This window comes from Wolbachia endosymbiont (group A) of Trypoxylon clavicerum (assembly GCF_947251665.1).
GTDB lineage: Bacteria > Pseudomonadota > Alphaproteobacteria > Rickettsiales > Anaplasmataceae > Wolbachia > Wolbachia pipientis.
In genome coordinates this window covers 210478-235476 of record NZ_OX366374.1, presented here as the reverse complement: position 1 = coordinate 235476, position 24999 = coordinate 210478, and the positions used below count along the sequence as shown (strand labels likewise).

Sequence of the window (24999 nt, the reverse complement as noted above, 5' to 3'; positions counted from 1 at the left end):
AAACTTAAAATTTTAAAAACTGGAATATGTACAACAACTTACGTGACTTCATTAAAGCCTTAGAGGAAAAAAAAGATCTGATTAGGATTAAGGAGGAGGTTTCAACTGTTCTTGAAATGACAGAAATTCACCGCAGAGTTTTGTCAAACAAAGGACCAGCTATCATCTTTGAAAATGTTGTCACAGAAAACGGCAAAAATTCGATTCCAGTTTTAGTGAATTTATTCGGTACTATTGAAAGAATTGCCTTGGGACTGAACATAAATCCTGGTGAGCTAAGAGATCTTGGTAAACTTTTAGCATTTTTGCAATCACCTGAGCCGCCAAAAAACTTTAAAGATGCTATGAAGATGTTTCCTCTGCTAAAAGTCGTGTTATCGATGCGAAGTAAAGTCGTGAACAAAGCTCCATGTCAAGAGGTAGTGCTAACCGGAGATGAAGTGGACCTAAGTCTACTGCCCATTCAAACATGCTGGCCAAATGAACCTGCACCACTTATCACCTGGCCGATTGTGGTAACAAAAGGCCCCACGAGAGACAAACAAGATAATTTCAATCTTGGAATATATCGTATGCAGGTCATAGATAAAAAAACGACTCTAATGCGTTGGCTTGCACATCGTGGTGGTGCAGGTCACCACAAACGATGGAAAGAGAAGGAACAAAATATGAAATTTCCTGCTGCTGCTGTGATCGGTAGTGATCCTGCAACGATTATTGCTGCAGTAACCCCAGTGCCAGAAACATTGTCAGAATACCAATTTGCTGGACTACTGCGAAAGAAGCCGCTTGAGCTTGTAAATTGTAAGACTATTCCACTTCAAGTGCCAGCTCACGCGGAAATCGTTCTGGAAGGCTATGTGAGTTTGGATAGATATCAAGACGAAGGGCCATACGGAGACCACACTGGCTACTATAATTCTGTTGAGCAATTTCCAGAATTTAACATTACTGCAATTACAATGCGTAAAAACCCGATATATCTTAGCACTTTCACTGGCAAGCCACCTGATGAACCATCGATTCTTGGTGAAGCACTCAATGAAATTTTCGTGCCCATTCTTATTAATCAATTTCCAGAGATAGTGGATTTTTATCTGCCGCCGGAAGGTTGCTCATATAGAATAGCGGTAGTGTCGATAAAAAAATCCTATCCAGGGCAGGCAAAAAGAATTGTTATGGGCATACTTTCTTTTCTAAAGCAGTTTTTATACACGAAGTTTATTATCGTTGTTGATGATGATATAAATATACGTGATTGGAAGGAAGTGATGTGGGCAATGTCAACAAGGATGGACCCTGTGCGTGATACAATCATGATAGAAAATGCACCTATTGATTATTTAGACTTTGCTTCCCCTGAAAGCGGCCTGGGAGGTAAAATGGGATTTGATGCGACAAACAAAATTCCGCCTGAAACCAAACGAGAGTGGGGAAAGAAAATTGGGATGAGTGAGGAAATAGTAAGAAAAGTTACGGAGAAGTGGGAAGAATATATGGACTAGGCTTCTTGCATAAAAGCAGAAAAAAGTTTGGCGTTTTTTGTAATGCCGCGATTAGTATTAACTGATAATTGTGATTTAAGTCCGTCACAGTGCCCTTTTTTTTGTCATCCTAGGCTCTGTGGACAAAATTTTAGAGAAGCCATACAAGAGCTCCAACAAAATTGAGAAAACCAATAAAAACCTCAGCAGTTTTATCAAATCTGGAAAAAATGCGCCTAAAATTTTTAATTTTACCAAAAAAACACTCAATCAAATGACGTTCTTTGTAGATATGCTCATCGTAATACCTTTGCACTTTTCGATTCCGTTTTGGCGGAATAACTACTGTACATCCCTTGTCTTCAAGACTTGTAACAAAGGCATTGCTATCGTAGCCCTTGTCAGCTACTACAGTAGAGTTATAGATACTTTCGGTCAACACTTGTGCCTGCGTAATTTCATTTCTTTGACCAGGAGTCAGAGTAAATTTAAGTGGATTTCCAAGTGCATCGACAAGCGCATGTATTTTAGTTGTAAAGCCACCTTTGCTCCTCCCTAAAGCTTCTTGATCCTTGGAGTTTTTTGTATATCCAGATGAACATGGATGGGCTCGGATGATCGTACCGTCGATTATAGCAACTTCTAAATCAGGCTCTTGTTTAGTATATTCAAGCAATTTTTTCCAGACATCTCTTTCACACCATCTTTTAAATCGCTTATGTATACTCCTGTAATTACCATAAGTTTTTGGTAAAAGTCTCCATTGGCAACCACTTCGCACTATGTACCACACTGCCTCTATGAATATTCTTAAACGTTTTTCATCTTTGCTGTGCATTCCTTTTACGCTTTTTATGAACTCTAAAATTTGTTTCCAATTTTCCTCTTTGATGTAATATTGCATATGGTAGTTTCTCCATTTTTTACCTATTAGGCTAAACTACCATCTTTTTCTCTCTTTTCATATTTTTTGTCCACAGAGCCTAGTAGAAACGCTTTTGTAATTGCAACATTCGTGTAATCTTTAGCCATAAACGTTAAGAAATTTACCAAACGAAAAAAAAGGCAAAAGAAGCCCCGTGGTGGTTGGCTATTTACTATGTACTAAAATATCGGCGTTTTTTTTATTCTAAAACGCTTGATTAAGAGCGATTTAGCTGCTTTTAACTTGCAACTAACCTACACCGCAAGTGTTTAAGAAATTTACTAAGCAGGAAAAAAGGCAAAAAAACCCCGTAGTAGCTAGCATTCAAATTCTCCCTTGTCAATTTGACGTTTTTTGCTGTCTTAAACGCTTTGTAAGCGCGTTTCGGCTTATATAGGTAAAAACCTAAAAATTTTTAAAGACATGCGATGCACGTAGTGCGAAAAATTAAACATGAGACGCCAAATACCCTAAGTTTTTTGTCATTAACCTGCACAGATTGCGAAGATAAATAAATAGCTTCAGTTTCATGATAAGGGCGCTGGCGGAGTTTGTCAAGGAAGTTTTTTCGTTTCTGCGGGCTACCTGAGTCTATTGATTTCATTAGAGCCGAAACTCTTGAGACCTAGGTGATAATTCTATCTAAAAGAATGCCGAAAAAGAGCAGCAACCCTACGTAGAAATTATTTTTAAATATGGACATGCATTGACTGGGATCGTCAGGATTGAAATTTTTGTGTTGGCGGTGAAATATGAACCCTACGGCAAGTAGAGCAATATAAAAAATGTTATTTAATGATGATAAGATACCAGCATATAGCCACGTCATAAGAGATATTAAATAAAATCTTTTCAACCAAGATTTTGTTGTATCACCAAAATATAATGCGGTAGATTTCATTCCGAGTTTTTCATCATCTTTTTTATCTTGATGAGCGTATATGGTGTCATAGCTAAGTGTCCAGAAGACGCATCCTATATAAAACAGCAAGGATTCTATACTGATCTGGTTTGTTATTGCTGCTGAGCCCATGAGCGATCCCATATTGAAGGTAAACCCTAAGAACAATTGTGGCCACCAAACATACCGCTTTAATAAAGGGTAAGTAGCTATCATACACATTGAGATTATTCCAAGTATAAGTGTAGTTTTATTAGTTAATAATAAGATTACCAGGGCAATAGACAGTAACAGTGAAAGTAAAGCCAAAGCCTGCTTTATGTTTAATGCACCACTTGCAAGTGGCCTATATTTTGTTCGTTCAACGTGCGCATCTATTTTTCTATCGAAGATATCATTGATTATGCACCCTGCGGGTCTCATTAAAAATGCACCTATAGTAAACAAAACAAGGAGAAAAAGAGCCTGATATGATAGAGAAGTTGAGGCTAAAAGAATACCGCTCAAACTAGGAAATAGCACAAGCCACAAACCTGTTAAACTGTGCAACCTCATTAATGAAAAGTAATGGTTGAAATACATTAATTAAGTGTGATTATGTAATATTTTGCTTACATTAACAAAATTATCGAACGCTAAATCAGGCTTGAAAACTAACTCAGGTATAAATCGCAAATCAACATAACACAGTATAGATTTACGTATTGACCATGCAGATTGGTTCATTTCATTAACAACAGTGTTAAGATCACAATTATTCTCAGAAGGATCTCCAGTGCGTCTTTTTTCTGGATCTAAGTAGTCAGCTACTTGGATATTCAATGAAGATAACACAATATATACATCTGCTTTTTTCAAATCTTTACTTAATTTTACGTCAGATACCGCTATATTTTTATTGAACACCTTACCTTCCATTAGAACTCTTGATATTGCTCTATGCAATACCGATGCTATCTTTAGGTTTCTAATTTCCTTTTTCATATCCAGCTACTATAACACCCTTTCTTCTTGCACTAATTGATAAGCTTCCAAAATATCTCCAACTTTAATATCGATATTACCCTCTAGTGATACTCCGCATTCAAAGTTTACACCTACTTCTTTAACATCATCTTTAAATCTACGTAGTGCTTTTAACTTTCCTTCATGCACCAATTTGCCACCACGCACTACCTTAATTAAAGAATCTTTTTTTATGACTCCATCACTTACATAACATCCAATGATATTACCAGCTTTAGATACATTAAATATTTGCCTCACAGATGCAAAGCCAACACGAACCTCTCGTGTAACAGGCTTTAACATTTTAGTTAAATACATTCTCATGTCGTCAATGAGCTCGTATATTATGTTATAAGTATGTATTTCTACACCTTTTTGTTTTGCCAAGTCCCTTATTTTTGAGTCCACTTTTACATTAAAAGCTAAAATTACTGCACTTGATGCTTCTGCAAGCAGCACATCTGAATCTGTTATCCCTCCTACTGCTTTGTGTAGGATATTTAATTTCACTTGGTCTTTACCGAGTTTATCAATTGAACTTGATATTGCTTCAATAGATCCAGTTACGTCGCATTTTAAAACTACAGATAATTCTTCTATTTCACTGTTATTACGGCTGAATATATCTAAATCATCCTCATCTAAATTTTCTTCTTTTTTCTTGATTAACTCTAGCCTGTATTCAACAATTTCACGCGCCTGCTTTTCAGAATTTATAACAACAAATTTATCTCCAGCATTTGGCACACCATTTAGACCAGTAATTTCAATTGGAGCGGAGGGTAGTGCTGCTTTTTCTCTTTGACCGAGGTGATTAACCATACTACGTACTTTGCTGTATGTTGTACCAACTACCAATATATCACCAACCTTTAACGTTCCTTCCTCAACTATCAATGTGGCTGATATTCCTTTCGCTTTATCTATTTTGGATTCTATTACCCATCCAAGTGCTCGACAATCTTCTATTGCTTCTAGCTTCATTAATTCAGCGATTAACAAAATCGTCTCTTCTAGTTTATCTAAATTAGTTTTCTTTTTTGCTGATACTGGCACAATCATAACATCACCACCAAGCTCTTCAGGAATGAGATCATATTGAGGCAAACTATTAATTATTTTTTCTACATCACCAGGCTCAGATTTATCAATTTTATTAATAGCAACTATAATAGAAACATTTGCTGCTTTTGCATGATTTATTGCTTCAACTGTTTGTTTCATGATTCCATCGTCAGCTGCAACTACTATTACAACTATATTAGTAATATTGGCACCACGTGCACGCATCGCAGTGAACGCTTCATGTCCTGGTGTATCAATAAAGGTAATTTTTTGCTTATCTTTTGTCGTTATTTGATAAGCACCTATGTGTTGAGTTATGCCACCTGACTCTCTTTCTGCAACATTAGATTCACGAAATGCATCGAGCAATGAGGTTTTACCATGATCGACGTGTCCCATAAAAGTGACGATTGGTGGTTTAGGTTTTTTAGGCAGGCTTCCTCTGCCTTCTATAAAAAATAAATCTTTTTCTCTGTTGGTATCGCTCACTCGTTTAGCCGTATGATTAAATTTTTCCACTATTTCACATGCTATATCTGGATCCACCAGATCATCTACTCTATAACTCTCACCGACTTCTTCTTTGAACATTTTTAGCACACTCTTGCTATCTTCTGCCATGCGAATAGATAACTCCCTGATAGTTATTTTATCTGGTATAATAACTTCTCTTGATATATTTTTACCCTTAGTAAACTTTGACTTTCTACCTCTTATACCAAACCTTTGCTTAAATACAGGGGGTTGTTCAGTTTTTTCATCTATTGCCTGTGCAATTACCAGTTTAGAATGCTTAGAATATATATCTTTGTTGACTTTAAAAGACTTTTTATCGTTGTCCTCATGGTCAATACTATCTTCTTTTGGTTCAACTAAGTGGGTATTACTTAAAACTTGCTTATTTATTTCCTTAGATAAAGCGTCCGCTTCATTTTTCTCGTCAATCTCTTTATTGCTGTCTTCTTTTGCTGTTTTCTCTTTTTCTTCTCTCTGATTTCTTTCTTTCAGCAAAGCAGCATTCTGCACAGCATTAATGCGAAAAATTTGTTCTTTCTCTGTTAAAGAACATAATTTACTCTCGTCAAATAAATTATGTTCTTCTGCATCATGAGATTTTTTTCTTCTTTTTTTTACTATTGTAGCTCCAGTACTTGGGCTAGTTGAAGAGTTTAAATTGAGGTCTAATTTAAGCTTGCTTAAGCCTTGGAGCGTTAATTTTTTATTACTAATATCTTCATTATTCATATTATTTTATTATATTAACCCAAGCTTTTTACGTGCTTCTATGATTATTGAGTCTACTGTATCTTTTAGATTTTCTGAATTCATCTTATTATCAGCTGAGGAAGAGAGTATGCTGCAAAACTCATAACTTGATAAATCTGCTATGTCCTCTAAAGTCTTAATATCATGTTTACTAAGAGCAATTTTATTGTCTATTGATAAAGTTAAATTGATTACATCATCTTCCATACCTAGACTTTTTAGCTCTTCTATTTTTCTATCATTTTCTGCTTTCAGATACTTGTTTGCTCTATTGTGAAGTTCGTTTGCAATATCCTCATTAAAGCCCTCTATTGAAGCAAGCTCTTTAATTGAAGCGCTGGATATATCTTCTACGCTTGAAAAACCTTCTGTCACCAATAGCTGACCCATAATCTCTTCTAAGTTTAAAGCTTCAGCAAATAAAGCTGAACATTGACTAAGTTCTTTACTTCGCCTTTCTGATTCTTGCTGAGTGCTTAATATCTCAATTTTCCATCCAACAAGCTCTGAAGCTAATCTTACATTCTGGCCCTTTTTTCCTATAGCTAAACTCAATTGATCTTCAGCAACTATTAATTCTATGCAATTTTCATTTTCATCAATAATAACCTTCGATACTTCTGCAGGAGTAATGGCTTTAATAACAAATTGACCCAAATCTGAGGAGTAATTTATAACGTCAATTTTTTCACCATTTAATTCGTGTATAATGGTTTTTATTCTATCTCCCTTAACTCCAACACAAGCACCTACTGGATCAATGTTCTTGTCAGGAGAGAAAACAGCAACCTTAGACCTTGAGCCGGCGTCTCTAGCTATACCTTTAATTGTTACTAACCCATCAGCAATTTCTGGTATTTCTTGATTTAATAATGCCTCTAAAAAGCCTTCATGAGTCCTAGAAAGAATAATTTGACGTCCATCATCAGAGCGCTTAACAGTCTGTATATAAGTTTTAACCTTATCGCCTTCACGAAATGATTCACCACCGGTTAAATTTCGTAATGGAAGATATGCCCTAGTGCCATTTATGTCTATAATAAGATCTGAATATTCTACTTGTTTAACAATACCATACCTTATTTCTCCCACCTTATCTTTAAATTCCTCATATTGCTTTTTTGACTCTTCATCTTTAATTATTTGAGCAATTTTTTGCTGGGCAATTCTTGCTGAAGCAAGATCAGTGTTAAGAGAGAGTAATTCACTAACAGTATCTCCAATTTTTGCATCTTCTTTTATTAATTTAGCTTGTGTCAGCGTAATTGATTCATACTCAGTATTCTCTTCTCTATTTGATTCGTCATCAATAACTTTTAGTTTTCTGTATGAAGTAACTTTGCCTGTGTTTCTATCTATATTAACTACAATTTTACTTTTGCTACCATATTTTTGATAAGCCACTGCTTCTATAGCACTTTCTAGTGCCTTTATTACAACATCAAAATCTAAACCTTTTTGAAGTGAAAGCTCTCCTGCTGTTTTTATTACATCAAGGCTTCCAACTATGTTATTCTTGTTACTTTTCTGCTTAACACTGCTTTTACGATTAGCAATCATAATAAATAAATCCAATGTAATTAGTTATAATTATAGCTCCAACGGGCAAAGAACACTATCTTAAATGTTAAATGATTGCTAATTTAAGTCAAGTTTTTTCATGTTTTTGTATAACAAGCAACGCAGGAGTAAAGAATAAAGTTAAAACCGTTGCAACTAATATTCCACTTGCTATGGTTGTTGAAATGTCAACCCACCACTGGCTTGATGGAGCATCATATGTGATTTGTAGCGTAAAAAAATTGATATTTAACCTGGTAATCATCGGTATTAAACCAAGAACTGTGGTTGCAACGGTAAGCAATATTGGCCTAACGCGAGAAATTGCAGCGTTTATTACACATCGCTTGATGTCATTTTTGTGTACCTTAATTTGGTGATGAAAGGCATCAAGTAATAGTATGTTATTATTCACTATAATTCCCGCCAAAGCAATTATCCCCACTCCACACATAACAACTACGAAAACTTGTTGGATAAGAAAGAAAACAAAAAACACACATGTTGTGGATAAAAACACTGCTGTCATTACGATAAATGTATGGTATACATTATTAAACTGTGTCACTAATACCAATATCATTAGTGTAATCGCTAATATAAAAGCCTTTAACAAAAATGCTCCTGATTTTTGTTGATCTTCTTTGTCGCCTTTAAAATCAATTTTTACTCCCTTGTCCCAATCCTGGGCAATAGAATTCTGAATGAACTTTACTCTTTCATCAACAAGATAGCCAGTATCAACGTCAGCAGAGATTGTCACTGTGCGTAATCCATCAATCCTGTTTAGTTTGTTTACCTTTTTTTCGGGAGCATATTTTACTATATTGCTCATAGGATACGGGCCATTAACTGTATTGATAAAAAGATTGTCTATAGTCTTCATGTTGCGATCCTTTCCAGGGAAACGGAGTACAATATCGATTTCTTCATCCGTGTTATTTGGTCTATATTTTCCAATCAACACTCCATTTGTAACCATCTTTATAAAATCGCCAATGGTTGCAACACTTACTTCAGAGCTTGTAGCCTTACTCTTATCAACACTCATATTCCACTCTATTTCAGGTGCTGATCTGCTATCTTGAATATTTATAAACCCGGATGAAGGTTGGTTCATAATTTCTAGGCTCTGTGGACAAAAAATATGAAAAGAGAGAAAAAGATGGTAGTTTAGCCTAATAGGTAAAAAATGGAGAAACTACCATATGCAATATTACATCAAAGAGGAAAATTGGAAACAAATTTTAGAGTTCATAAAAAGCGTAAAAGGAATGCACAGCAAAGATGAAAAACGTTTAAGAATATTCATAGAGGCAGTGTGGTACATAGTGCGAAGTGGTTGCCAATGGAGACTTTTACCAAAAACTTATGGTAATTACAGGAGTATACATAAGCGATTTAAAAGATGGTGTGAAAGAGATGTCTGGAAAAAATTGCTTGAATATACTAAACAAGAGCCTGATTTAGAAGTTGCTATAATCGACGGTACGATCATCCGAGCCCATCCATGTTCATCTGGATATACAAAAAACTCCAAGGATCAAGAAGCTTTAGGGAGGAGCAAAGGTGGCTTTACAACTAAAATACATGCGCTTGTCGATGCACTTGGAAATCCACTTAAATTTACTCTGACTCCTGGTCAAAGAAATGAAATTACGCAGGCACAAGTGTTGACCGAAAGTATCTATAACTCTACTGTAGTAGCTGACAAGGGCTACGATAGCAATGCCTTTGTTACAAGTCTTGAAGACAAGGGATGTACAGTAGTTATTCCGCCAAAACGGAATCGAAAAGTGCAAAGGTATTACGATGAGCATATCTACAAAGAACGTCATTTGATTGAGTGTTTTTTTGGTAAAATTAAAAATTTTAGGCGCATTTTTTCCAGATTTGATAAAACTGCTGAGGTTTTTATTGGTTTTCTCAATTTTGTTGGAGCTCTTGTATGGCTTCTCTAAAATTTTGTCCACAGAGCCTAGATGATGTAAAAGAATTGGTAAAGGATAATTGCTTCATAAATCGTGCAATTGTTACTGCTGCATTGAGAAATGCTAGTGAGCCAACTGAGTCCATTAAAAATTATCTAAATGAAAAATTTCCTGCAAGTGTGGAACAACCTGTGGCAAATACGAATAATATACCAGCAGGTTTTGAGCGAGCTTTTCAAGAAGTTATAATTGAGCTTGAAAAAATAAAAGCTCAACTTGCAGAAACAGAGCAAGAGCTGGATAGTGCAAAGCAAGAGAAATTAAGTCAGCAAGCAAGGATTAGCGCTCTTACTAATCAAGTAGCTCGACTGACTGAAGAAAGAGATAGGCTTTCATCAGAAAATAGACTGCTCCGTACTAAAAGTCTGAGTAATAAAAACGAAAAATCCTCGCAAGCAATTTCTCCTGGTAGAAAACTAAGCAACTACGCTTCTGCTGCTTTTGTGTTGTCTGGAGCGTTTGCTGTTGGTGCATGTTTAGCAGTTTTATACGATTATCCAGTAATAGGTGCTTGTCTTGCAGCAGTTGCACTTGTTCTTCTTTTAGTAGGATATTTTTTATACAAAGGAGATGAAAAAGATATAGAACCTGGTAGTGCCACAGATAATCCTCGAGTTACAAGGGTTTTGGCTTCTTCTCCAAACTTTGTTGGAAATTCTTATACATATTAAAAACATCTTGATAATTGAGGTGAGTGTAAACTTGAGTGGTCTCAAGACTCGAATGACCAAGCAGTTGTTGTATTGATCTTATATCAATATCTTCCTGAAGCAAATGAGTAGCAAAACTATGACGAAATGCATGTGGAGATAAGATTTCTGGCAGATTTAATATTCTCCTTATTTTCTGCAAACGATTAGCGACATAAGTTCTCCCCAATTTTTTTCCTCTTACTCCCAAAAAAAGATGTTGTGCTTCATCAAGGTAAGGACAGGCTTTTACATATTCTTGTATACATTTTTTTACTACCGGAAGAATGAATACCTGCCTTTGTTTATCTCCCTTACCTGTTACTATTAAACTTTCATTGTTAATATCACTAACCCTAAGGTTCAACGCTTCACTGATTCTTAAGCCTGTACCATATAGCAGGACGATAATTGCAATTTCTCTTTTTACCACCCAAGGTTCACCCAGGTCGGATAGTTTCATTTCTTTTAATAAAGCTTTTATATTAGATATTGAAAGTGCTTTGGGCAAAGTTCTTCTCTGAATTGGCCTTGATAAGGAAAATACAGCTTCATTGTCTATATTGTGGTTGTTTTTTATGTACTTGAAGAAATTTCTGATTACTGAGAGTGCTCGAGTGTTGGATCTTGCGTTTACACCTCTTGCGTAACGAGAGGTAAGCCAACTTCTTAACTCAGGTACGCTCAATTTTTCCAAAGTGCCGACATTTACTTCTTCACCAATGTGAGTGCTTAGGAAATTTATGAGGTCCTTCAAGTCCCTCATGTATGATTCCAAAGTGTTTGGTGAATAAGATCTGTTGCACCTCAGCCACTCATACCATTTTTCAATGATTGAACCGAGGTCCACAATTATTTTTTAAAGAAAGCATCGATGCACGCATCACGGAAAGCTTCGTTTATATCAGGATGAGAGTGACAAATTCTGTATATATCCTCTGCTGCTGCGCCGTATGCCATTGCAACTGCTGCTTCGTTGATTAGCGTATCAGCGTATGCCCCTATGATATGCACACCTAGTATTGTATCTGCTCTGTTACAAGTTAGCACTTTCACGAATCCTTCAGCATCATCAGTTATTTTTGCTCTGCCGTTTGCAGCAAATTGACACTTACCCACTTTGTATTCACGGCCAGCATTTTTGAGTTCTTCTTCGGTTTTACCAATCGAAGAAACCGCAGGGTGAGTGTAAATGACAGATGGTATGATTCCATAATCAACGTGAGGTACTTGCCCAGCGATTATCTCTGCAACTGCTACCCCTTCTTCCTCTGCTTTATGAGCAAGCATTGCTCCACCGATCACATCACCAATAGCAAATATTCCTTTCACATTAGTTTCATATCTGTTGTTAACTTGAACGAAACCGCGATTATCTTTTTCTATTTTTTCAAGACCATCAGTACATGGTTTGCGTCCTGCTGCCACCAATACCTTATCCGCCTCTATAGTGTTTGTTTGATTATCTTTTACAGAACAAACTTTCACACTCAAAGAGTTACTACTTTGTTTTATCTCCTCAACTTTAGTGCTAAGTAAAAATTTTATTCCTTGTTTTTGTAGACTAGAAAGTAGAGACTTACTTAATTCTCCATCCATTGCTGCAGCGATTCTGTCAAAAAATTCTACTACAGTGACTTCAGACCCTAGCCTCCTCCATACAGAAGACATTTCAAGCCCTATTGCCCCGGCTCCGATTACGACAAGTTTTTTTGGTACTTCAGTTAAAGATAGTGCACCGGTGGAAGAAATAATGTCTTTCTCATCGATATTAATTCCTGGCAAAGAAATAACGTCAGAACCGGTTGCAATTACTATATTTTTTGTCTTCAGCACCTTACCTTCAACTGAAACTTCAAGATTACCTTGGTCAAAAGAAGCAAGCCCATTGATTTTAGTGATTTTGTGAAGGTTAAACAGATATTCTATACCTTTTCTGAGTTCCTGAACTCTGGCGTCCTTATAACCTAGCATTTCTTTTAAATCGAAACTTGCATCCTTAATTTTTATGCCAAGCTTCGACAGATCATTTTTCGTGTGAGCATACTGATAGGAAGAATGAAGTAGTGCTTTGGAAGGTATGCACCCAACTCGCAAGCATGTACCACCAAAAATGCTATTTTTATCTATGCAGGCAACTTTCAATCCAAGTTTTGCAGCAGCGATAGCACACTTATAACCGCCTGGACCACCACCTATAACAATCAGATCATAATCAATCATAAAGAACAAACCTATTTTCTAAAGAATAAACACCATTTCCCTCAGTTGTTACATATATTTTATCGTGAGTAAACACTGGAGTGTGAAACACATTACCAGGTACTTTGACTACCTTTCCTGCACTTTCAGATCCAGGAAAAGCAAGCATTGAACCTTTATTGCTTGTCACCCACAGTGTATGGGCATGCACAATTGGAGCAAACAATTGCGTATTTTCTATTAAATCAGATGCCCAGACTGTTTCTCCATTTTTTATATCCAGGCCGATTATTTTATTATCTTCAGTTACTATAAAAATTCTTCCGCCTTCTTTTTGTTTCTCTGCAGGAATAAGAGGACTATAATATGACTCAATGTCTGATACACTTTTTACTTGCAGTGACTTTGACCATAAAATATTTCCTGATTTCACCTCAATGCCATAAATATAAGAATTATTTGTAGCTATTAAAGTATCGCCAAGCACTCTCGGTGTAGTAGTTACATCTGTGAGCTGTGTATCCAAAAGGTTTGTAGCCAATTTTTGGCTCCACAATTTTTTACCGTCTTTATTAAAAGCTATTAACTCACCATTTGAAAATGGCGCTATTATTTTATCGTTAGAAATTGCTGGCGATATGGAATATAAACCTCGAACCTCATTGATACCGTTTTGATAAGTCCAAACGGAGCTGCCATCTTTTATATCAAACACGTACAGATAATTATCAATAGTCAATACTGCCAATTTATTGTTTATTACTCCTGCTTTCCCTCTTACTGGAGCTCTCAATTCTTTTTCCCACTGAATCTCGCCGGTTTTTGCATCTATTGTGTGTAGAACGTTATCCACTATAAAGAAAACATTTCCTCCGTGACGCAATAGGCTCATGTTACCGATTTTTTTCCTATGTGAGAGGTGTAATTTCCAATTCATAGCCTTTGAGTTATCAATATCAAAGGAATATAAAGCGCCGTGCTTGTCTGGTAAAATAACGCTATTTTCTGTAAGCACTGGAGCTACATACCCTTGAGATAGTTTTTTATCCACTAGACTTATTCGCTCGCTTGCCATTGTATAGTTGCTACACAATAACATTATTATAATAATTATTACTTTCATTACTTAGTTGAGAACAAGATTTATTAATATACATACTAGAAATCTTAATCACAATGAAAATGTTCTTGTTGTACGTTGAAACATTGATTTATGAACAGAATATCACATTATTATGTAAAAAACTATACTCTTAGAGGTAATACACCTCATCCACTATGCAGCAACGTGCATAGCTGTATGAACATTGAGATATAAAAGTAATTTATACCAAGAAGAAAGATGTCATCCAAATAGCCTCTTTTCCTGTCATCCCAGTGCTTGACACTGGGATGGCTTTGTTGCATAGCAACTGAAAAAATCTGGTGGCTACTGACAAAATTCATTATAAATAGCTATTTAACTGTTGAAGAAAAAATATGCCACAAAAAATGAGAGTTAGTAACTGCCATGAATATAACAAATTTCTAGGCTCTGTGGACAAAAAATATGAAAAGAGAGAAAAAGATGGTAGTTTAGCCTAATAGGTAAAAAATGGAGAAACTACCATAAGACCTGCTGCAAAAGGTGATTGAAAAAATGATGTGAGAGGGGTAGAAGAAGAATAAGCAGATCAAGTAAGGAAAAAAAATGAGCTTTAGTTACTATAATATGAAAAAACACCCAAGAAACTTTCGTAATATAACAGGTTTAAGTATAGAGGAGTTCGAAAAAGTAGTAGAAAAAGTGAGGTCTGGATGGAAAAAACTTGAAAAACAGAAAAAGTGTCATGGTAGAAGATCAAAACTACCAACTCTGGAAGATAAGTTGTTTTGCGTAATTTTGTACTATCGCACTTACATAACACATAGATTTTTAGGATGCCTATTCAATGTGCACAACGCAAATGTATGTAGGTTACTTAAGAGAATAGAGCCATTACTCGCCAAAAAAGTGACTATAACAAAAGATAGAAGTATGACGCCAGAAAAAATACTGAAGATTTTGGCTGATGTTACAGAACAGCAAATACAGAGGCCAGAAGATAGTAAAAAACGGAAGAAATCATATTCAGGAAAAAAAAGAACCAACACTATGAAAATTGAGATTATTATCGAAGAAGGAGGAAGAATTTTATCAGTGTCAAAGTCATACCGTGGTAGAATTAGTGATTTTCGCATAAGGAAACAAGAAAAATATTTACCACTTGATAGCATAAAACATGCTGATTCTGGATATCAAGGTTGGCAAAAATTGCAAAGCAATGTTATAATTCCATATAAAAAGTATCGTAAAAAGCCATTAACTCCAGAGCAGAAAGAGCATAATAGAAGGTTAGCATCATTTAGAATGAGAGTAGAAAATAAGATCCGAGAGATAAAGATATTTAAGATTATGTCGAATGTTTATCGCAATTTTCAGAAAAAATATAACTTGAGGTTCAATATTATTGCTGGTATTGTAAATCTTAAGCACGCCTTTTAGTTAACCTTGATTTTATTCACCCTCCTTTCCTTTTTTTTATCGCTTGATTCGCAGCAGGTCTATATGCAATATTACATCAAAGAGGAAAATTGGAAACAAATTTTAGAGTTCATAAAAAGCGTAAAAGGAATGCACAGCAAAGATGAAAAACGTTTAAGAATATTCATAGAGGCAGTGTGGTACATAGTGCGAAGTGGTTGCCAATGGAGACTTTTACCAAAAACTTATGGTAATTACAGGAGTATACATAAGCGATTTAAAAGATGGTGTGAAAGAGATGTCTGGAAAAAATTGCTTGAATATACTAAACAAGAGCCTGATTTAGAAGTTGCTATAATCGACGGTACGATCATCCGAGCCCATCCATGTTCATCTGGATATACAAAAAACTCCAAGGATCAAGAAGCTTTAGGGAGGAGCAAAGGTGGCTTTACAACTAAAATACATGCGCTTGTGGATGCACTTGGAAATCCACTTAAATTTACTCTGACTCCTGGTCAAAGAAATGAAATTACGCAGGCACAAGTGTTGACCGAAAGTATCTATAACTCTACTGTAGTAGCTGACAAGGGCTACGATAGCAATGCCTTTGTTACAAGTCTTGAAGACAAGGGATGTACAGTAGTTATTCCGCCAAAACGGAATCGAAAAGTGCAAAGGTATTACGATGAGCATATCTACAAAGAACGTCATTTGATCGAGTGTTTTTTTGGTAAAATTAAAAATTTTAGGCGCATTTTTTCCAGATTTGATAAAACTGCTGAGGTTTTTATTGGTTTTCTCAATTTTGTTGGAGCTCTTGTATGGCTTCTCTAAAATTTTGTCCACAGAGCCTAGAAAAAAGAGGAAATATTTTTCGTTACATCGATAAAGCTATCGAAAATTGGTATGAAAATAGTCCAAAAATGCAGGGCGGCAACTATATTTATAGTGATAAAGTTGTGATTTTAGTCCATATAATCGTTAATCTTTTTAGAATTGGCTTAAGACAAACAGTCGGGTTTATAAAAGGATATTTGCAACAAATAGGAAGAGATTTGGCAGTTATCAGCTATTCGCAAGCTTCAAAAAAAACTTAATATTAAGATCAATGATTGCAGAATTGATAAAAATAATATGGAAGATATCGAAATTGCCATAGATAGCACAAGCATCAGCATTTATAACAACACACAGCAAGGAAAATAGCGCTGACAGAAAATATCGTGGCTATGAACAGACAAGAAAATTGCATGTAATGTTGAATATAAACAGCAAAAAAGCCATAGCTGCAAAATACAGTAACGGTCTGATCACTATGGAGCTTGCGATTTGCTTAAAGGAGTTAATTTTCAGCATGCCATAAAAGCACTATATGCAGACAGAGCATATGACAGACATAAACTCTATAAATTGTGTGATGAATGCGGCATAAAGACAAAAATTCCTCCAAAAAAACAATGCAGCAGAGCATCCAAAGTATGGCAGAGAGAAATGCTGCAATTAGACTAATAAAGTCATACAGCGAAGATGGAATGAAGAGGTGGAAAAGGCAAACAAACTACGGAAAAAGATCTTATGTACAAAGTTTTTTCTCGCGACTGAAACAAACATTCGGGTTTAATTTTCGGAACAAATCTGAAATTAATCGTGGGAAGGAACTGCTACTCAAGTGTTATTTGCTTAATCAATTTACTGACATTGGTATGGCTAAATTTGAAATGGCTACATGAATTTATCGTAAATTACCACCGCATAGTTGTAACATTGTACCATATTACAATGTTCGTACAGTTGTGTGCGCGACCGAGGGTTTTATACTATTCTAGAAGTAACCTACGGAAAAGGGGGGATTTGAACCCCCGACATATTTTCATATGTGCACGCTTTCCAAGCGTGTGCTTTAGACCACTCAGCCACCTTTCCATGTATTCATGATATTGAAAATTGTGCTGCTAAACAATATAAAAACCTGGTATATAGGGTTCACCACGAAAATTCACAGTATTGTTAAACTTGCTTCTGCAAGTTGGAAATGTTTTATCGCAACCTGCAAGTATTGAATATTTATCTCCAGCAAAAATTTGGTATGGAGGCACAGTAAACAATGTAACTACTTTATTTTTATATTCTTTTACTACACCTTCAAATGCTGTTGAGCCAAAGAATTTCACTACTCCGTGCTTATAATATTCATCACTCTCAGTTAAATTTGTGTCTTCAAATCTTCTTTCATCTATTACTTTAGTGATTGTACTTATTTTACTAAATTTTTTAGTATCGGCTTTACATTTATCATCGCAAAATTGTGCTCTGCATGCAGGAGAGTATAATTCTGCTATGCTTCTCTCAAGCTTTGCTGAGAGCCCTCTAATTTCAACAATAAATCTTCCACTACTTAATGTCACTTTACCAAAAGTTCCTGAATGTAGATTCATTGTCTCTTGGGTCAAGTCTTTATAATTCACAAGAAATATCTCAATATTTGCAAAGTCGTACTTTCCTGATAAAACATCTTCTTCTTTAATATCAATACTATTTAATATCCCTTCAATTTCTAGGCTCTGTGGACAAAATTTTAGAGAAGCCATACAAGAGCTCCAACAAAATTGAGAAAACCAATAAAAACCTCAGCAGTTTTATCAAATCTGGAAAAAATGCGCCTAAAATTTTTAATTTTACCAAAAAAACACTCAATCAAATGACGTTCTTTGTAGATATGCTCATCGTAATACCTTTGCACTTTTCGATTCCGTTTTGGCGGAATAACTACTGTACATCCCTTGTCTTCAAGACTTGTAACAAAGGCATTGCTATCGTAGCCCTTGTCAGCTACTACAGTAGAGTTATAGATACTTTCGGTCAACACTTGTGCCTGCGTAATTTCATTTCTTTGACCAGGAGTCAGAGTAAATTTAAGTGGATTTCCAAGTGCATCGACAAGCGCATGTATTTTAGTTGTAAAGCCACCTTTGCTCCTCCCTAAAGCTTCTTGATCCTTGGAGTTTTTTGTATATCCAGATGAACATGGATGGGCTCGGATGATCGTACCGTCGATTATAGCAACTTCTAAATCAGGCTCTTGTTTAGTATATTCAAGCAATTTTTTCCAGACATCTCTTTCACACCATCTTTTAAATCGCTTATGTATACTCCTGTAATTACCATAAGTTTTTGGTAAAAGTCTCCATTGGCAACCACTTCGCACTATGTACCACACTGCCTCTATGAATATTCTTAAACGTTTTTCATCTTTGCTGTGCATTCCTTTTACGCTTTTTATGAACTCTAAAATTTGTTTCCAATTTTCCTCTTTGATGTAATATTGCATATGGTAGTTTCTCCATTTTTTACCTATTAGACTAAACTACCATCTTTTTCTCTCTTTTCATATTTTTTGTCCACAGAGCCTAGGAAACTTAACTTTACACCAGGTAATAAGAACTGGATTCCAGCGTCACGCGCTGGAATGACAGCAGTCCTACGTCATACCGCGATTCATTCGCGGTATCTCAGCTGCTAACAAGAGATCCCACTAACACGTAGCGGGATGACGATTGTCGTTTAGCCATAAACATTAAGAAATTTACCAAGCGAAAAAAAGGCAAAAGAAACCCTGGTCATTGTCTATTTTCAGTATTGGCGTTTTTTAAGTCTTAAACACTGCAATTTAGCTGCTTTTAAATGCAACTCACCTTAGTTTAAATGTTTAAGAAATTTACTAAACAGAAAAAAAGGCAAAAGAAATCCCGTGTTAGCTAGTTGTCACTCTCTAATCCTGCAAATTGGCGTACTATACTGTCTTAAACGACTTATAAGCGCGTTTCAGCTTGTGTAGGTAAAAACCTAGAAATATTGTGAAGACATAAGGTGCACATAGTGCAAAAAATTAAAAATAAGACGCCAACTACGTTGTTTTCTTGCTGTTTAATCTGCACAGATGAAGATAACTGAATACCTTCAGTTTCATGATAAGGGGGCTGACGAAATGTGTCAAGGGATTTTTGACGAAATGATTTTGAAAGTAAAGAGCGGGAGAAGGGGTTCGAACCCTCGACCTCAACCTTGGCAAGGTTGCGCTCTACCAACTGAGCTACTCCCGCAATTAAATTAACCTAAATTTACTTAATTATAGGCATATACAGCGATTTGTAAACCCCGTGTACACGAAAAATGTGAGAGCCCATAAATTTGCGTGGTTCCTTCTATGATCTTTTCGTATACTTAAGGCTCATTTTTGATTATCATAAGTTTTTAATTATTCCACAAAGCTTTATGGGAATATTTTTATATAAAGACGACTTGCCAGCTAGTTCAATACCAGATGATGTAAGGTCTATAGCTGTTGATACCGAGGCAATGGGGCTACTTCATAGCAGAGATAGATTATGCCTTGTGCAGCTCTCTTTTAATGATGGCAACGCTCACTTAGTTCAACTTAAGAACGATTATACAGCGCCAAATTTGAGAAAAATATTAGAGGATAAAAATATAACTAAAATATTTCACTTCGCGCGATTTGATGTGAGCATAATACGTTATTACTTGGAAGCTTGGGCACTTCCGTGCTATTGCACAAAAATAGCTTCACGTTTAGTTCGCACTTACACAGATAATCATAGCTTAAAAGAGTTGTGCTTAGAGCTGCTTGATACCAAACTAAATAAGCAGCAGCAATCTTCTGATTGGGGAAACGAAAATTTAACAGACAAACAAAAAAGTTATGCTGCATCTGATGTTTTGTATCTCCACAAGATAAAGGAAAAGCTAGACTTAATGTTGGAACGTGAAAATAGAAAAGAATTGGCCCAAAAGTGCTTTGAATTTCTTCCTACTCGTATTGAGTTAGACTTAATGGGTTGGGAAAACGTGGATATCTTTAACCACCAGATGTAATAGAAGTTTTTTGTTTGTGCAAAACACTTTAGATACCGTCTTGTAAGTCAACGAGAAAAATATAAAAATGTTATCTTTTGGTCCATATAAGTTTGTTCCAACAAGTTTAAAGTATAACAAAAAGAATCGCTGGAGCGTAATTGAATGTATTGATGTAATGCCGTCACTTCAAAACATAGGACAAGGAGTAGAAAATATAGAGCTAGGCTCTGTGGACAAAATTTTAGAGAAGCCATACAAGAGCTCCAACAAAATTGAGAAAACCAATAAAAACCTCAGCAGTTTTATCAAATCTGGAAAAAATGCGCCTAAAATTTTTAATTTTACCAAAAAAACACTCAATCAAATGACGTTCTTTGTAGATATGCTCATCGTAATACCTTTGCACTTTTCGATTCCGTTTTGGCGGAATAACTACTGTACATCCCTTGTCTTCAAGACTTGTAACAAAGGCATTGCTATCGTAGCCCTTGTCAGCTACTACAGTAGAGTTATAGATACTTTCGGTCAACACTTGTGCCTGCGTAATTTCATTTCTTTGACCAGGAGTCAGAGTAAATTTAAGTGGATTTCCAAGTGCATCGACAAGCGCATGTATTTTAGTTGTAAAGCCACCTTTGCTCCTCCCTAAAGCTTCTTGATCCTTGGAGTTTTTTGTATATCCAGATGAACATGGATGGGCTCGGATGATCGTACCGTCGATTATAGCAACTTCTAAATCAGGCTCTTGTTTAGTATATTCAAGCAATTTTTTCCAGACATCTCTTTCACACCATCTTTTAAATCGCTTATGTATACTCCTGTAATTACCACAAGTTTTTGGTAAAAGTCTCCATTGGCAACCACTTCGCACTATGTACCACACTGCCTCTATGAATATTCTTAAACGTTTTTCATCTTTGCTGTGCATTCCTTTTACGCTTTTTATGAACTCTAAAATTTGTTTCCAATTTTCCTCTTTGATGTAATATTGCATATGGTAGTTTCTCCATCTTTTACCTATTAGGCTAAACTACCATCTTTTTCTCTCTTTTCATATTTTTTGTCCACAGAGCCTAGGGCAATTTACAAAGTTCTTCCCTTCTCCATCTAATGCATAAGCTTAAAACATTAGATGCTTTTGACAAGATACAAGGGCAATTTTTCAAGCTCTGCGGTAAGAATTTAGTTGATTAACTGCTAATAGATACGCTATATTTTACAAAAATTTAGGTATTTTATGAGTGATGATATTACATCGGTAAATGATCAAAATTTCAAATCTGAAGTCACTGACTATAAAGGGTTTGTTCTGATAGATTTTTGGGCAGAATGGTGTGGGCCATGTAAAAGTCTAATGCCACGTATCGAACAATTGGCTAAAGACAGAAAAGGCAAGATTAAGATCTGCAAATTCGATATAGATGGAGAAACTGAAGTGCCAAGTAAGTATGGGGTTCAATCTATACCTACTTTGATTATATTTCAAGATGGTAAGGAAATTGCACGCAAAATTGGTGCAACAAATGATTTGCTAAGTTGGGTTGATAGTGAAATAAGCTAATAGACAAATTTGCTTCTGTGTGTATTATAAATATTGATAAAAGGGATTGTAGCTCAGTCGGTTAGAGCAGTTCGCTCATAACGAATTGGCCGTAGGTTCGAGTCCTACCAATCCCACCATTGTATTGATCTTAGCATGATCGTAACAATGAGAAAACTATAGTATATGAACTATATATTAATGTAATGGGGGAAATGATGGAATTTACTAAGTCTCTAAATAACAAGTTAGATGAATTGCACTTACTAAATCATCCATTTTACCAGTCATGGAATACAGGAAGCTTAAGCTTGCAAGCTTTACAAACCTATGCTAAAGAATATTATCACCACGTTGCTGCGTTTCCTCGTTACATCAGTGGTATACATTTTTTGTGCCCAGATCTAAAAATGCGACAGGTTTTACTTGGTAATTTAATAGAAGAGGAACAAGGTGATGAAAATCATCCAGAGTTATGGAAACGTTTTGCTGAAGGGCTTGGCGTTGCGCGATCTGATCTTCGTGAAAGTGCACAGATTAAGGAGACACAAGAATTAATTGATGGTTACTTTGACATTGTAAGATCAGGTTTTGCAGCAGGTCTTGGAGCCTTGTACGCTTATGAACGTCAAACTCCATTCAATAAGTGATGAGCGTTCTCTTCAATTTTTTACGGTCCATATGCATGCTGATGAATGGCATTCTGAGGAATGTGCAAATCTTATTGAAGATCTAGATGAAAAAGAGCAAGATAAAGTTATGCAGGGTGCTCAAAAGGGAGCAAGGCTCTTGTGGGGTTTTTTTGATGGAATGATGAATGCTAGCGTGTGTTAGTAGTTGTAAGTAGCTTAAACTCAGTGATGTTGGAATGCAATGTCTACATGTAATCTTCTTATATCTGACTTACGGCTTTGGGTTCACTTAGGGTGCAGTGCAGAAGAGAAGTATCATTCCCAATTAGTTAGTATTGATGTTGATTTTATTTTTAAATCCCCTCCTTTAGGGCTTACAACTGACCAGCTAAAAGACACTGTCTGCTATCTAGAGATAGTACAAAATATTCAATCTCTTGTTCAGAACAAGCAATTTAATTTAATCGAACATTTAACTCATGATATATACAGGATCATTAATGATCTTTTGCTGCAAAAAAAGCATATTATTTCTTCTGTAAGAGTAACTACTTACAAAGTTGCACCACCCGTTCCTAATGTACATGGAGGCGTTTTTTTTACCTATTGTAATGCACTGCAAGAACAGGAAGATAACTAATGATCTATATTTCTATTGGCTCAAATATGGGGAATCGCTTTTCCCATTTACAAAAGGCTGCTCAGTTACTGCAGGAGCGCTATTTTAAAAATTTAAAATCTTCAATTATTCTGGAAACTAAGGCTATTTTACCAAATGATGCTCCACCTAGGTGGGACAGGCCATTTCTAAATATGGTTGTGTATGGAAGTTGTTCTTCTTCTCCTGGAGAGCTGTTAAAGGGCCTTAAACAAATTGAATGTGACATTGGCCGTCTGCAGGTCTATGAAAAATGGGCACCTCGCGTTATTGATTTGGATATTTTGTTATGGGATGACCTGACACTTGATACACCCTACCTTAAAATTCCTCACCCAGAATTGATAAACAGACCATTTTTGCTTCACTTGATGGCAATGCTGAGTCCCATGGCAGTAGTTAACAAAACGTTTGGTACTGTTAACCCTAACATTAAGGATTGCTTTTTAAGGAGTTTTACGCTTTCGCCAGAGCTTGTAGGTATTGTCAATATTACTCCTGATTCATTTTCAGATGGTGGTCTTTATTATGATGCAGATCAAGCAACCAAGCAGGCACTGCGGCTGTTATCAGATGGTGCAAGCATAGTTGAACTTGGTGCTCAATCAACAAGACCTGGCTCCTCAATACAAACTCCAAAAGCAGAGTATGCACGCTTAAAACCAGTGCTTGATGACCTTAATCAATATATGAAAGTTGGTGACATTAAAGTCAGCATTGATAGCTTCTGGTCAGACGTTATTTTAAATGTTTTGGAACACTACAACATTGCCTGGGTAAACGATCAGAAGGGAGATCTAGATGATAATACCTTAAAAGCAATTGCTAGGCTCTGTGGACAAAAAATATGAAAAGAGAGAAAAAGATGGTAGTTTAGCCTAATAGGTAAAAGATGGAGAAACTACCATATGCAATATTACATCAAAGAGGAAAATTGGAAACAAATTTTAGAGTTCATAAAAAGCGTAAAAGGAATGCACAGCAAAGATGAAAAACGTTTAAGAATATTCATAGAGGCAGTGTGGTACATAGTGCGAAGTGGTTGCCAATGGAGACTTTTACCAAAAACTTGTGGTAATTACAGGAGTATACATAAGCGATTTAAAAGATGGTGTGAAAGAGATGTCTGGAAAAAATTGCTTGAATATACTAAACAAGAGCCTGATTTAGAAGTTGCTATAATCGACGGTACGATCATCCGAGCCCATCCATGTTCATCTGGATATACAAAAAACTCCAAGGATCAAGAAGCTTTAGGGAGGAGCAAAGGTGGCTTTACAACTAAAATACATGCGCTTGTCGATGCACTTGGAAATCCACTTAAATTTACTCTGACTCCTGGTCAAAGAAATGAAATTACGCAGGCACAAGTGTTGACCGAAAGTATCTATAACTCTACTGTAGTAGCTGACAAGGGCTACGATAGCAATGCCTTTGTTACAAGTCTTGAAGACAAGGGATGTACAGTAGTTATTCCGCCAAAACGGAATCGAAAAGTGCAAAGGTATTACGATGAGCATATCTACAAAGAACGTCATTTGATTGAGTGTTTTTTTGGTAAAATTAAAAATTTTAGGCGCATTTTTTCCAGATTTGATAAAACTGCTGAGGTTTTTATTGGTTTTCTCAATTTTGTTGGAGCTCTTGTATGGCTTCTCTAAAATTTTGTCCACAGAGCCTAGAGGGAAGCGTTCGCG

At 35.9% G+C, this 24999-nt stretch carries 22 protein-coding genes, 3 tRNA genes and 3 pseudogenes; 13 read left to right on the top strand and 15 right to left on the bottom strand.

The genetic code is table 11. The annotated features are described in order from the left end of the window. Nucleotides 1–26 precede the first annotated feature (26 nt). Nucleotides 27–1505, top strand: a complete 1479-nt coding sequence (locus OPR60_RS01230; RefSeq protein ID WP_065095405.1) for a UbiD family decarboxylase — start codon at nt 27–29, stop codon at nt 1503–1505. A gap of 130 nt (nt 1506–1635) precedes the next feature. Here OPR60_RS01230 and OPR60_RS01225 read toward each other — a convergent pair whose 3' ends face one another. The 6 genes from OPR60_RS01225 to OPR60_RS01200 form a co-directional block, all read right to left on the bottom strand. Further along, a complete protein-coding gene (locus tag OPR60_RS01225) occupies nt 1636–2388 on the bottom strand; it encodes an IS5 family transposase (protein ID WP_265039632.1) in 753 nt (250 codons plus the stop codon). Between the two features lie 646 nt (nt 2389–3034). Then, the gene (gene ubiA / locus OPR60_RS01220) at nt 3035–3892 is read right to left on the bottom strand and encodes a 4-hydroxybenzoate octaprenyltransferase (RefSeq protein WP_265039772.1); all 858 of its coding nucleotides are present in this window, start codon (nt 3890–3892) and stop codon (nt 3035–3037) included. A gap of 3 nt (nt 3893–3895) precedes the next feature. Beyond that, on the bottom strand, nt 3896–4294 hold the full coding sequence (locus OPR60_RS01215; protein WP_065095048.1) for a ribosome-binding factor A: 399 nt from the start codon (nt 4292–4294) through the stop codon (nt 3896–3898). A gap of 9 nt (nt 4295–4303) precedes the next feature. Then, on the bottom strand, nt 4304–6628 hold the full coding sequence (gene infB / locus OPR60_RS01210) for a translation initiation factor IF-2 (RefSeq protein ID WP_265039770.1): 2325 nt from the start codon (nt 6626–6628) through the stop codon (nt 4304–4306). A 9-nt stretch (nt 6629–6637) separates the two neighbouring features. After that, nucleotides 6638–8209, bottom strand: a complete 1572-nt coding sequence (gene nusA, locus OPR60_RS01205) for a transcription termination factor NusA (protein ID WP_065095046.1) — start codon at nt 8207–8209, stop codon at nt 6638–6640. Nucleotides 8210–8297: 88 nt separating this feature from the next. Then, a complete protein-coding gene (locus OPR60_RS01200; protein ID WP_265039768.1) occupies nt 8298–9329 on the bottom strand; it encodes an efflux RND transporter permease subunit in 1032 nt (343 codons plus the stop codon). Nucleotides 9330–9417: 88 nt separating this feature from the next. Here OPR60_RS01200 and OPR60_RS01195 point away from each other — a divergent pair, with 88 nt between their 5' ends. Further along, on the top strand, nt 9418–10170 hold the full coding sequence (locus OPR60_RS01195; RefSeq protein ID WP_265039632.1) for an IS5 family transposase: 753 nt from the start codon (nt 9418–9420) through the stop codon (nt 10168–10170). After that, nucleotides 10158–10871, top strand: a complete 714-nt coding sequence (locus OPR60_RS01190; RefSeq protein WP_265039767.1) for a TomO hydrophobic C-terminal domain-containing protein — start codon at nt 10158–10160, stop codon at nt 10869–10871. Before OPR60_RS01195 ends, OPR60_RS01190 begins: the two co-directional genes overlap by 13 nt. Here the strand turns inward: OPR60_RS01190 and OPR60_RS01185 are convergent. Genes OPR60_RS01185 through OPR60_RS01175 form a run of 3 tightly spaced genes read right to left on the bottom strand, consistent with a single transcriptional unit; the run spans nt 10816 to nt 14214 of the window. Then, nucleotides 10816–11739, bottom strand: coding sequence for a tyrosine recombinase XerC (locus tag OPR60_RS01185; RefSeq protein ID WP_065094582.1), 924 nt, complete (start codon nt 11737–11739; stop codon nt 10816–10818). The genes OPR60_RS01190 and OPR60_RS01185 overlap by 56 nt on opposite strands. Nucleotides 11740–11741: 2 nt before the next feature. Continuing rightward, nucleotides 11742–13112, bottom strand: coding sequence for a dihydrolipoyl dehydrogenase (gene lpdA / locus OPR60_RS01180; protein WP_265039764.1), 1371 nt, complete (start codon nt 13110–13112; stop codon nt 11742–11744). Next, a complete protein-coding gene (locus OPR60_RS01175; protein WP_265039763.1) occupies nt 13105–14214 on the bottom strand; it encodes an outer membrane protein assembly factor BamB family protein in 1110 nt (369 codons plus the stop codon). Before OPR60_RS01175 ends, lpdA begins: the two co-directional genes overlap by 8 nt. A gap of 588 nt (nt 14215–14802) precedes the next feature. On the opposite strand from OPR60_RS01175, the gene OPR60_RS01170 reads away from it, so the two are divergent. The 3 genes and pseudogenes from OPR60_RS01170 (at nt 14803) to OPR60_RS06980 (ending at nt 17327) form a co-directional block, all read left to right on the top strand. Then, nucleotides 14803–15615, top strand: a complete 813-nt coding sequence (locus OPR60_RS01170; RefSeq protein WP_406829593.1) for a transposase family protein — start codon at nt 14803–14805, stop codon at nt 15613–15615. Between the two features lie 63 nt (nt 15616–15678). Beyond that, nucleotides 15679–16431 (top strand): IS5 family transposase, encoded by a 753-nt coding sequence (locus OPR60_RS01165; RefSeq protein ID WP_265039632.1) that lies wholly within the window; start codon nt 15679–15681, stop codon nt 16429–16431. Next, a pseudogene (locus OPR60_RS06980) lies at nt 16419–17327 on the top strand (IS5 family transposase). The gene OPR60_RS01165 and the pseudogene OPR60_RS06980 overlap by 13 nt, the downstream one beginning before the upstream one ends. A gap of 106 nt (nt 17328–17433) precedes the next feature. Here OPR60_RS06980 and OPR60_RS01150 read toward each other — a convergent pair. The 4 genes and pseudogenes from OPR60_RS01150 to OPR60_RS01135 form a co-directional block, all read right to left on the bottom strand. Further along, nucleotides 17434–17520 (bottom strand) — tRNA-Ser (locus OPR60_RS01150). A gap of 29 nt (nt 17521–17549) precedes the next feature. After that, nucleotides 17550–18158: pseudogene (locus tag OPR60_RS01145) on the bottom strand (DUF2163 domain-containing protein); the annotation flags it as partial. Nucleotides 18159–18172: 14 nt separating this feature from the next. Next, complete coding sequence (locus tag OPR60_RS01140) at nt 18173–18925, bottom strand: IS5 family transposase (RefSeq protein WP_265039632.1); 753 nt, start codon at nt 18923–18925, stop codon at nt 18173–18175. Between the two features lie 699 nt (nt 18926–19624). Then, nucleotides 19625–19697, bottom strand: a tRNA-Gly gene (locus tag OPR60_RS01135). A 172-nt stretch (nt 19698–19869) separates the two neighbouring features. On the opposite strand from OPR60_RS01135, the gene OPR60_RS01130 reads away from it, so the two are divergent. After that, complete coding sequence (locus OPR60_RS01130; RefSeq protein ID WP_065095202.1) at nt 19870–20490, top strand: ribonuclease D; 621 nt, start codon at nt 19870–19872, stop codon at nt 20488–20490. Nucleotides 20491–20537: 47 nt separating this feature from the next. Here the strand turns inward: OPR60_RS01130 and OPR60_RS01125 are convergent, their stop codons facing one another. Both OPR60_RS01125 and OPR60_RS01120 read right to left on the bottom strand, forming a co-directional pair. Continuing rightward, complete coding sequence (locus OPR60_RS01125) at nt 20538–20726, bottom strand: hypothetical protein (protein ID WP_265039753.1); 189 nt, start codon at nt 20724–20726, stop codon at nt 20538–20540. Beyond that, on the bottom strand, nt 20714–21466 hold the full coding sequence (locus tag OPR60_RS01120; RefSeq protein WP_265039745.1) for an IS5 family transposase: 753 nt from the start codon (nt 21464–21466) through the stop codon (nt 20714–20716). Before OPR60_RS01120 ends, OPR60_RS01125 begins: the two co-directional genes overlap by 13 nt. A 243-nt stretch (nt 21467–21709) precedes the next feature. Here OPR60_RS01120 and trxA point away from each other — a divergent pair, with 243 nt between their 5' ends. From trxA to OPR60_RS01085, 6 genes and pseudogenes are all read left to right on the top strand, one after another. Beyond that, nucleotides 21710–22033, top strand: a complete 324-nt coding sequence (trxA, locus tag OPR60_RS01115) for a thioredoxin (protein ID WP_065095178.1) — start codon at nt 21710–21712, stop codon at nt 22031–22033. Nucleotides 22034–22075: 42 nt separating this feature from the next. Continuing rightward, nucleotides 22076–22152 (top strand) — tRNA-Ile (locus tag OPR60_RS01110). A gap of 78 nt (nt 22153–22230) precedes the next feature. Beyond that, nucleotides 22231–22846: pseudogene (locus OPR60_RS01105) on the top strand (CADD family putative folate metabolism protein). A 39-nt stretch (nt 22847–22885) separates the two neighbouring features. Further along, the gene (locus OPR60_RS01095; protein WP_065095180.1) at nt 22886–23284 is read left to right on the top strand and encodes a dihydroneopterin aldolase; all 399 of its coding nucleotides are present in this window, start codon (nt 22886–22888) and stop codon (nt 23282–23284) included. Further along, nucleotides 23284–24153: a 2-amino-4-hydroxy-6-hydroxymethyldihydropteridine diphosphokinase gene (gene folK / locus OPR60_RS01090; RefSeq protein ID WP_265039748.1), complete on the top strand. Its 870-nt coding sequence runs from the start codon at nt 23284–23286 to the stop codon at nt 24151–24153. Before OPR60_RS01095 ends, folK begins: the two co-directional genes overlap by 1 nt. Nucleotides 24154–24210: 57 nt before the next feature. Then, entirely contained in the window at nt 24211–24963 is a 753-nt protein-coding gene (locus tag OPR60_RS01085; protein WP_265039745.1) for an IS5 family transposase, read from the top strand. The last annotated feature ends 36 nt before the right edge of the window (nt 24964–24999 follow it).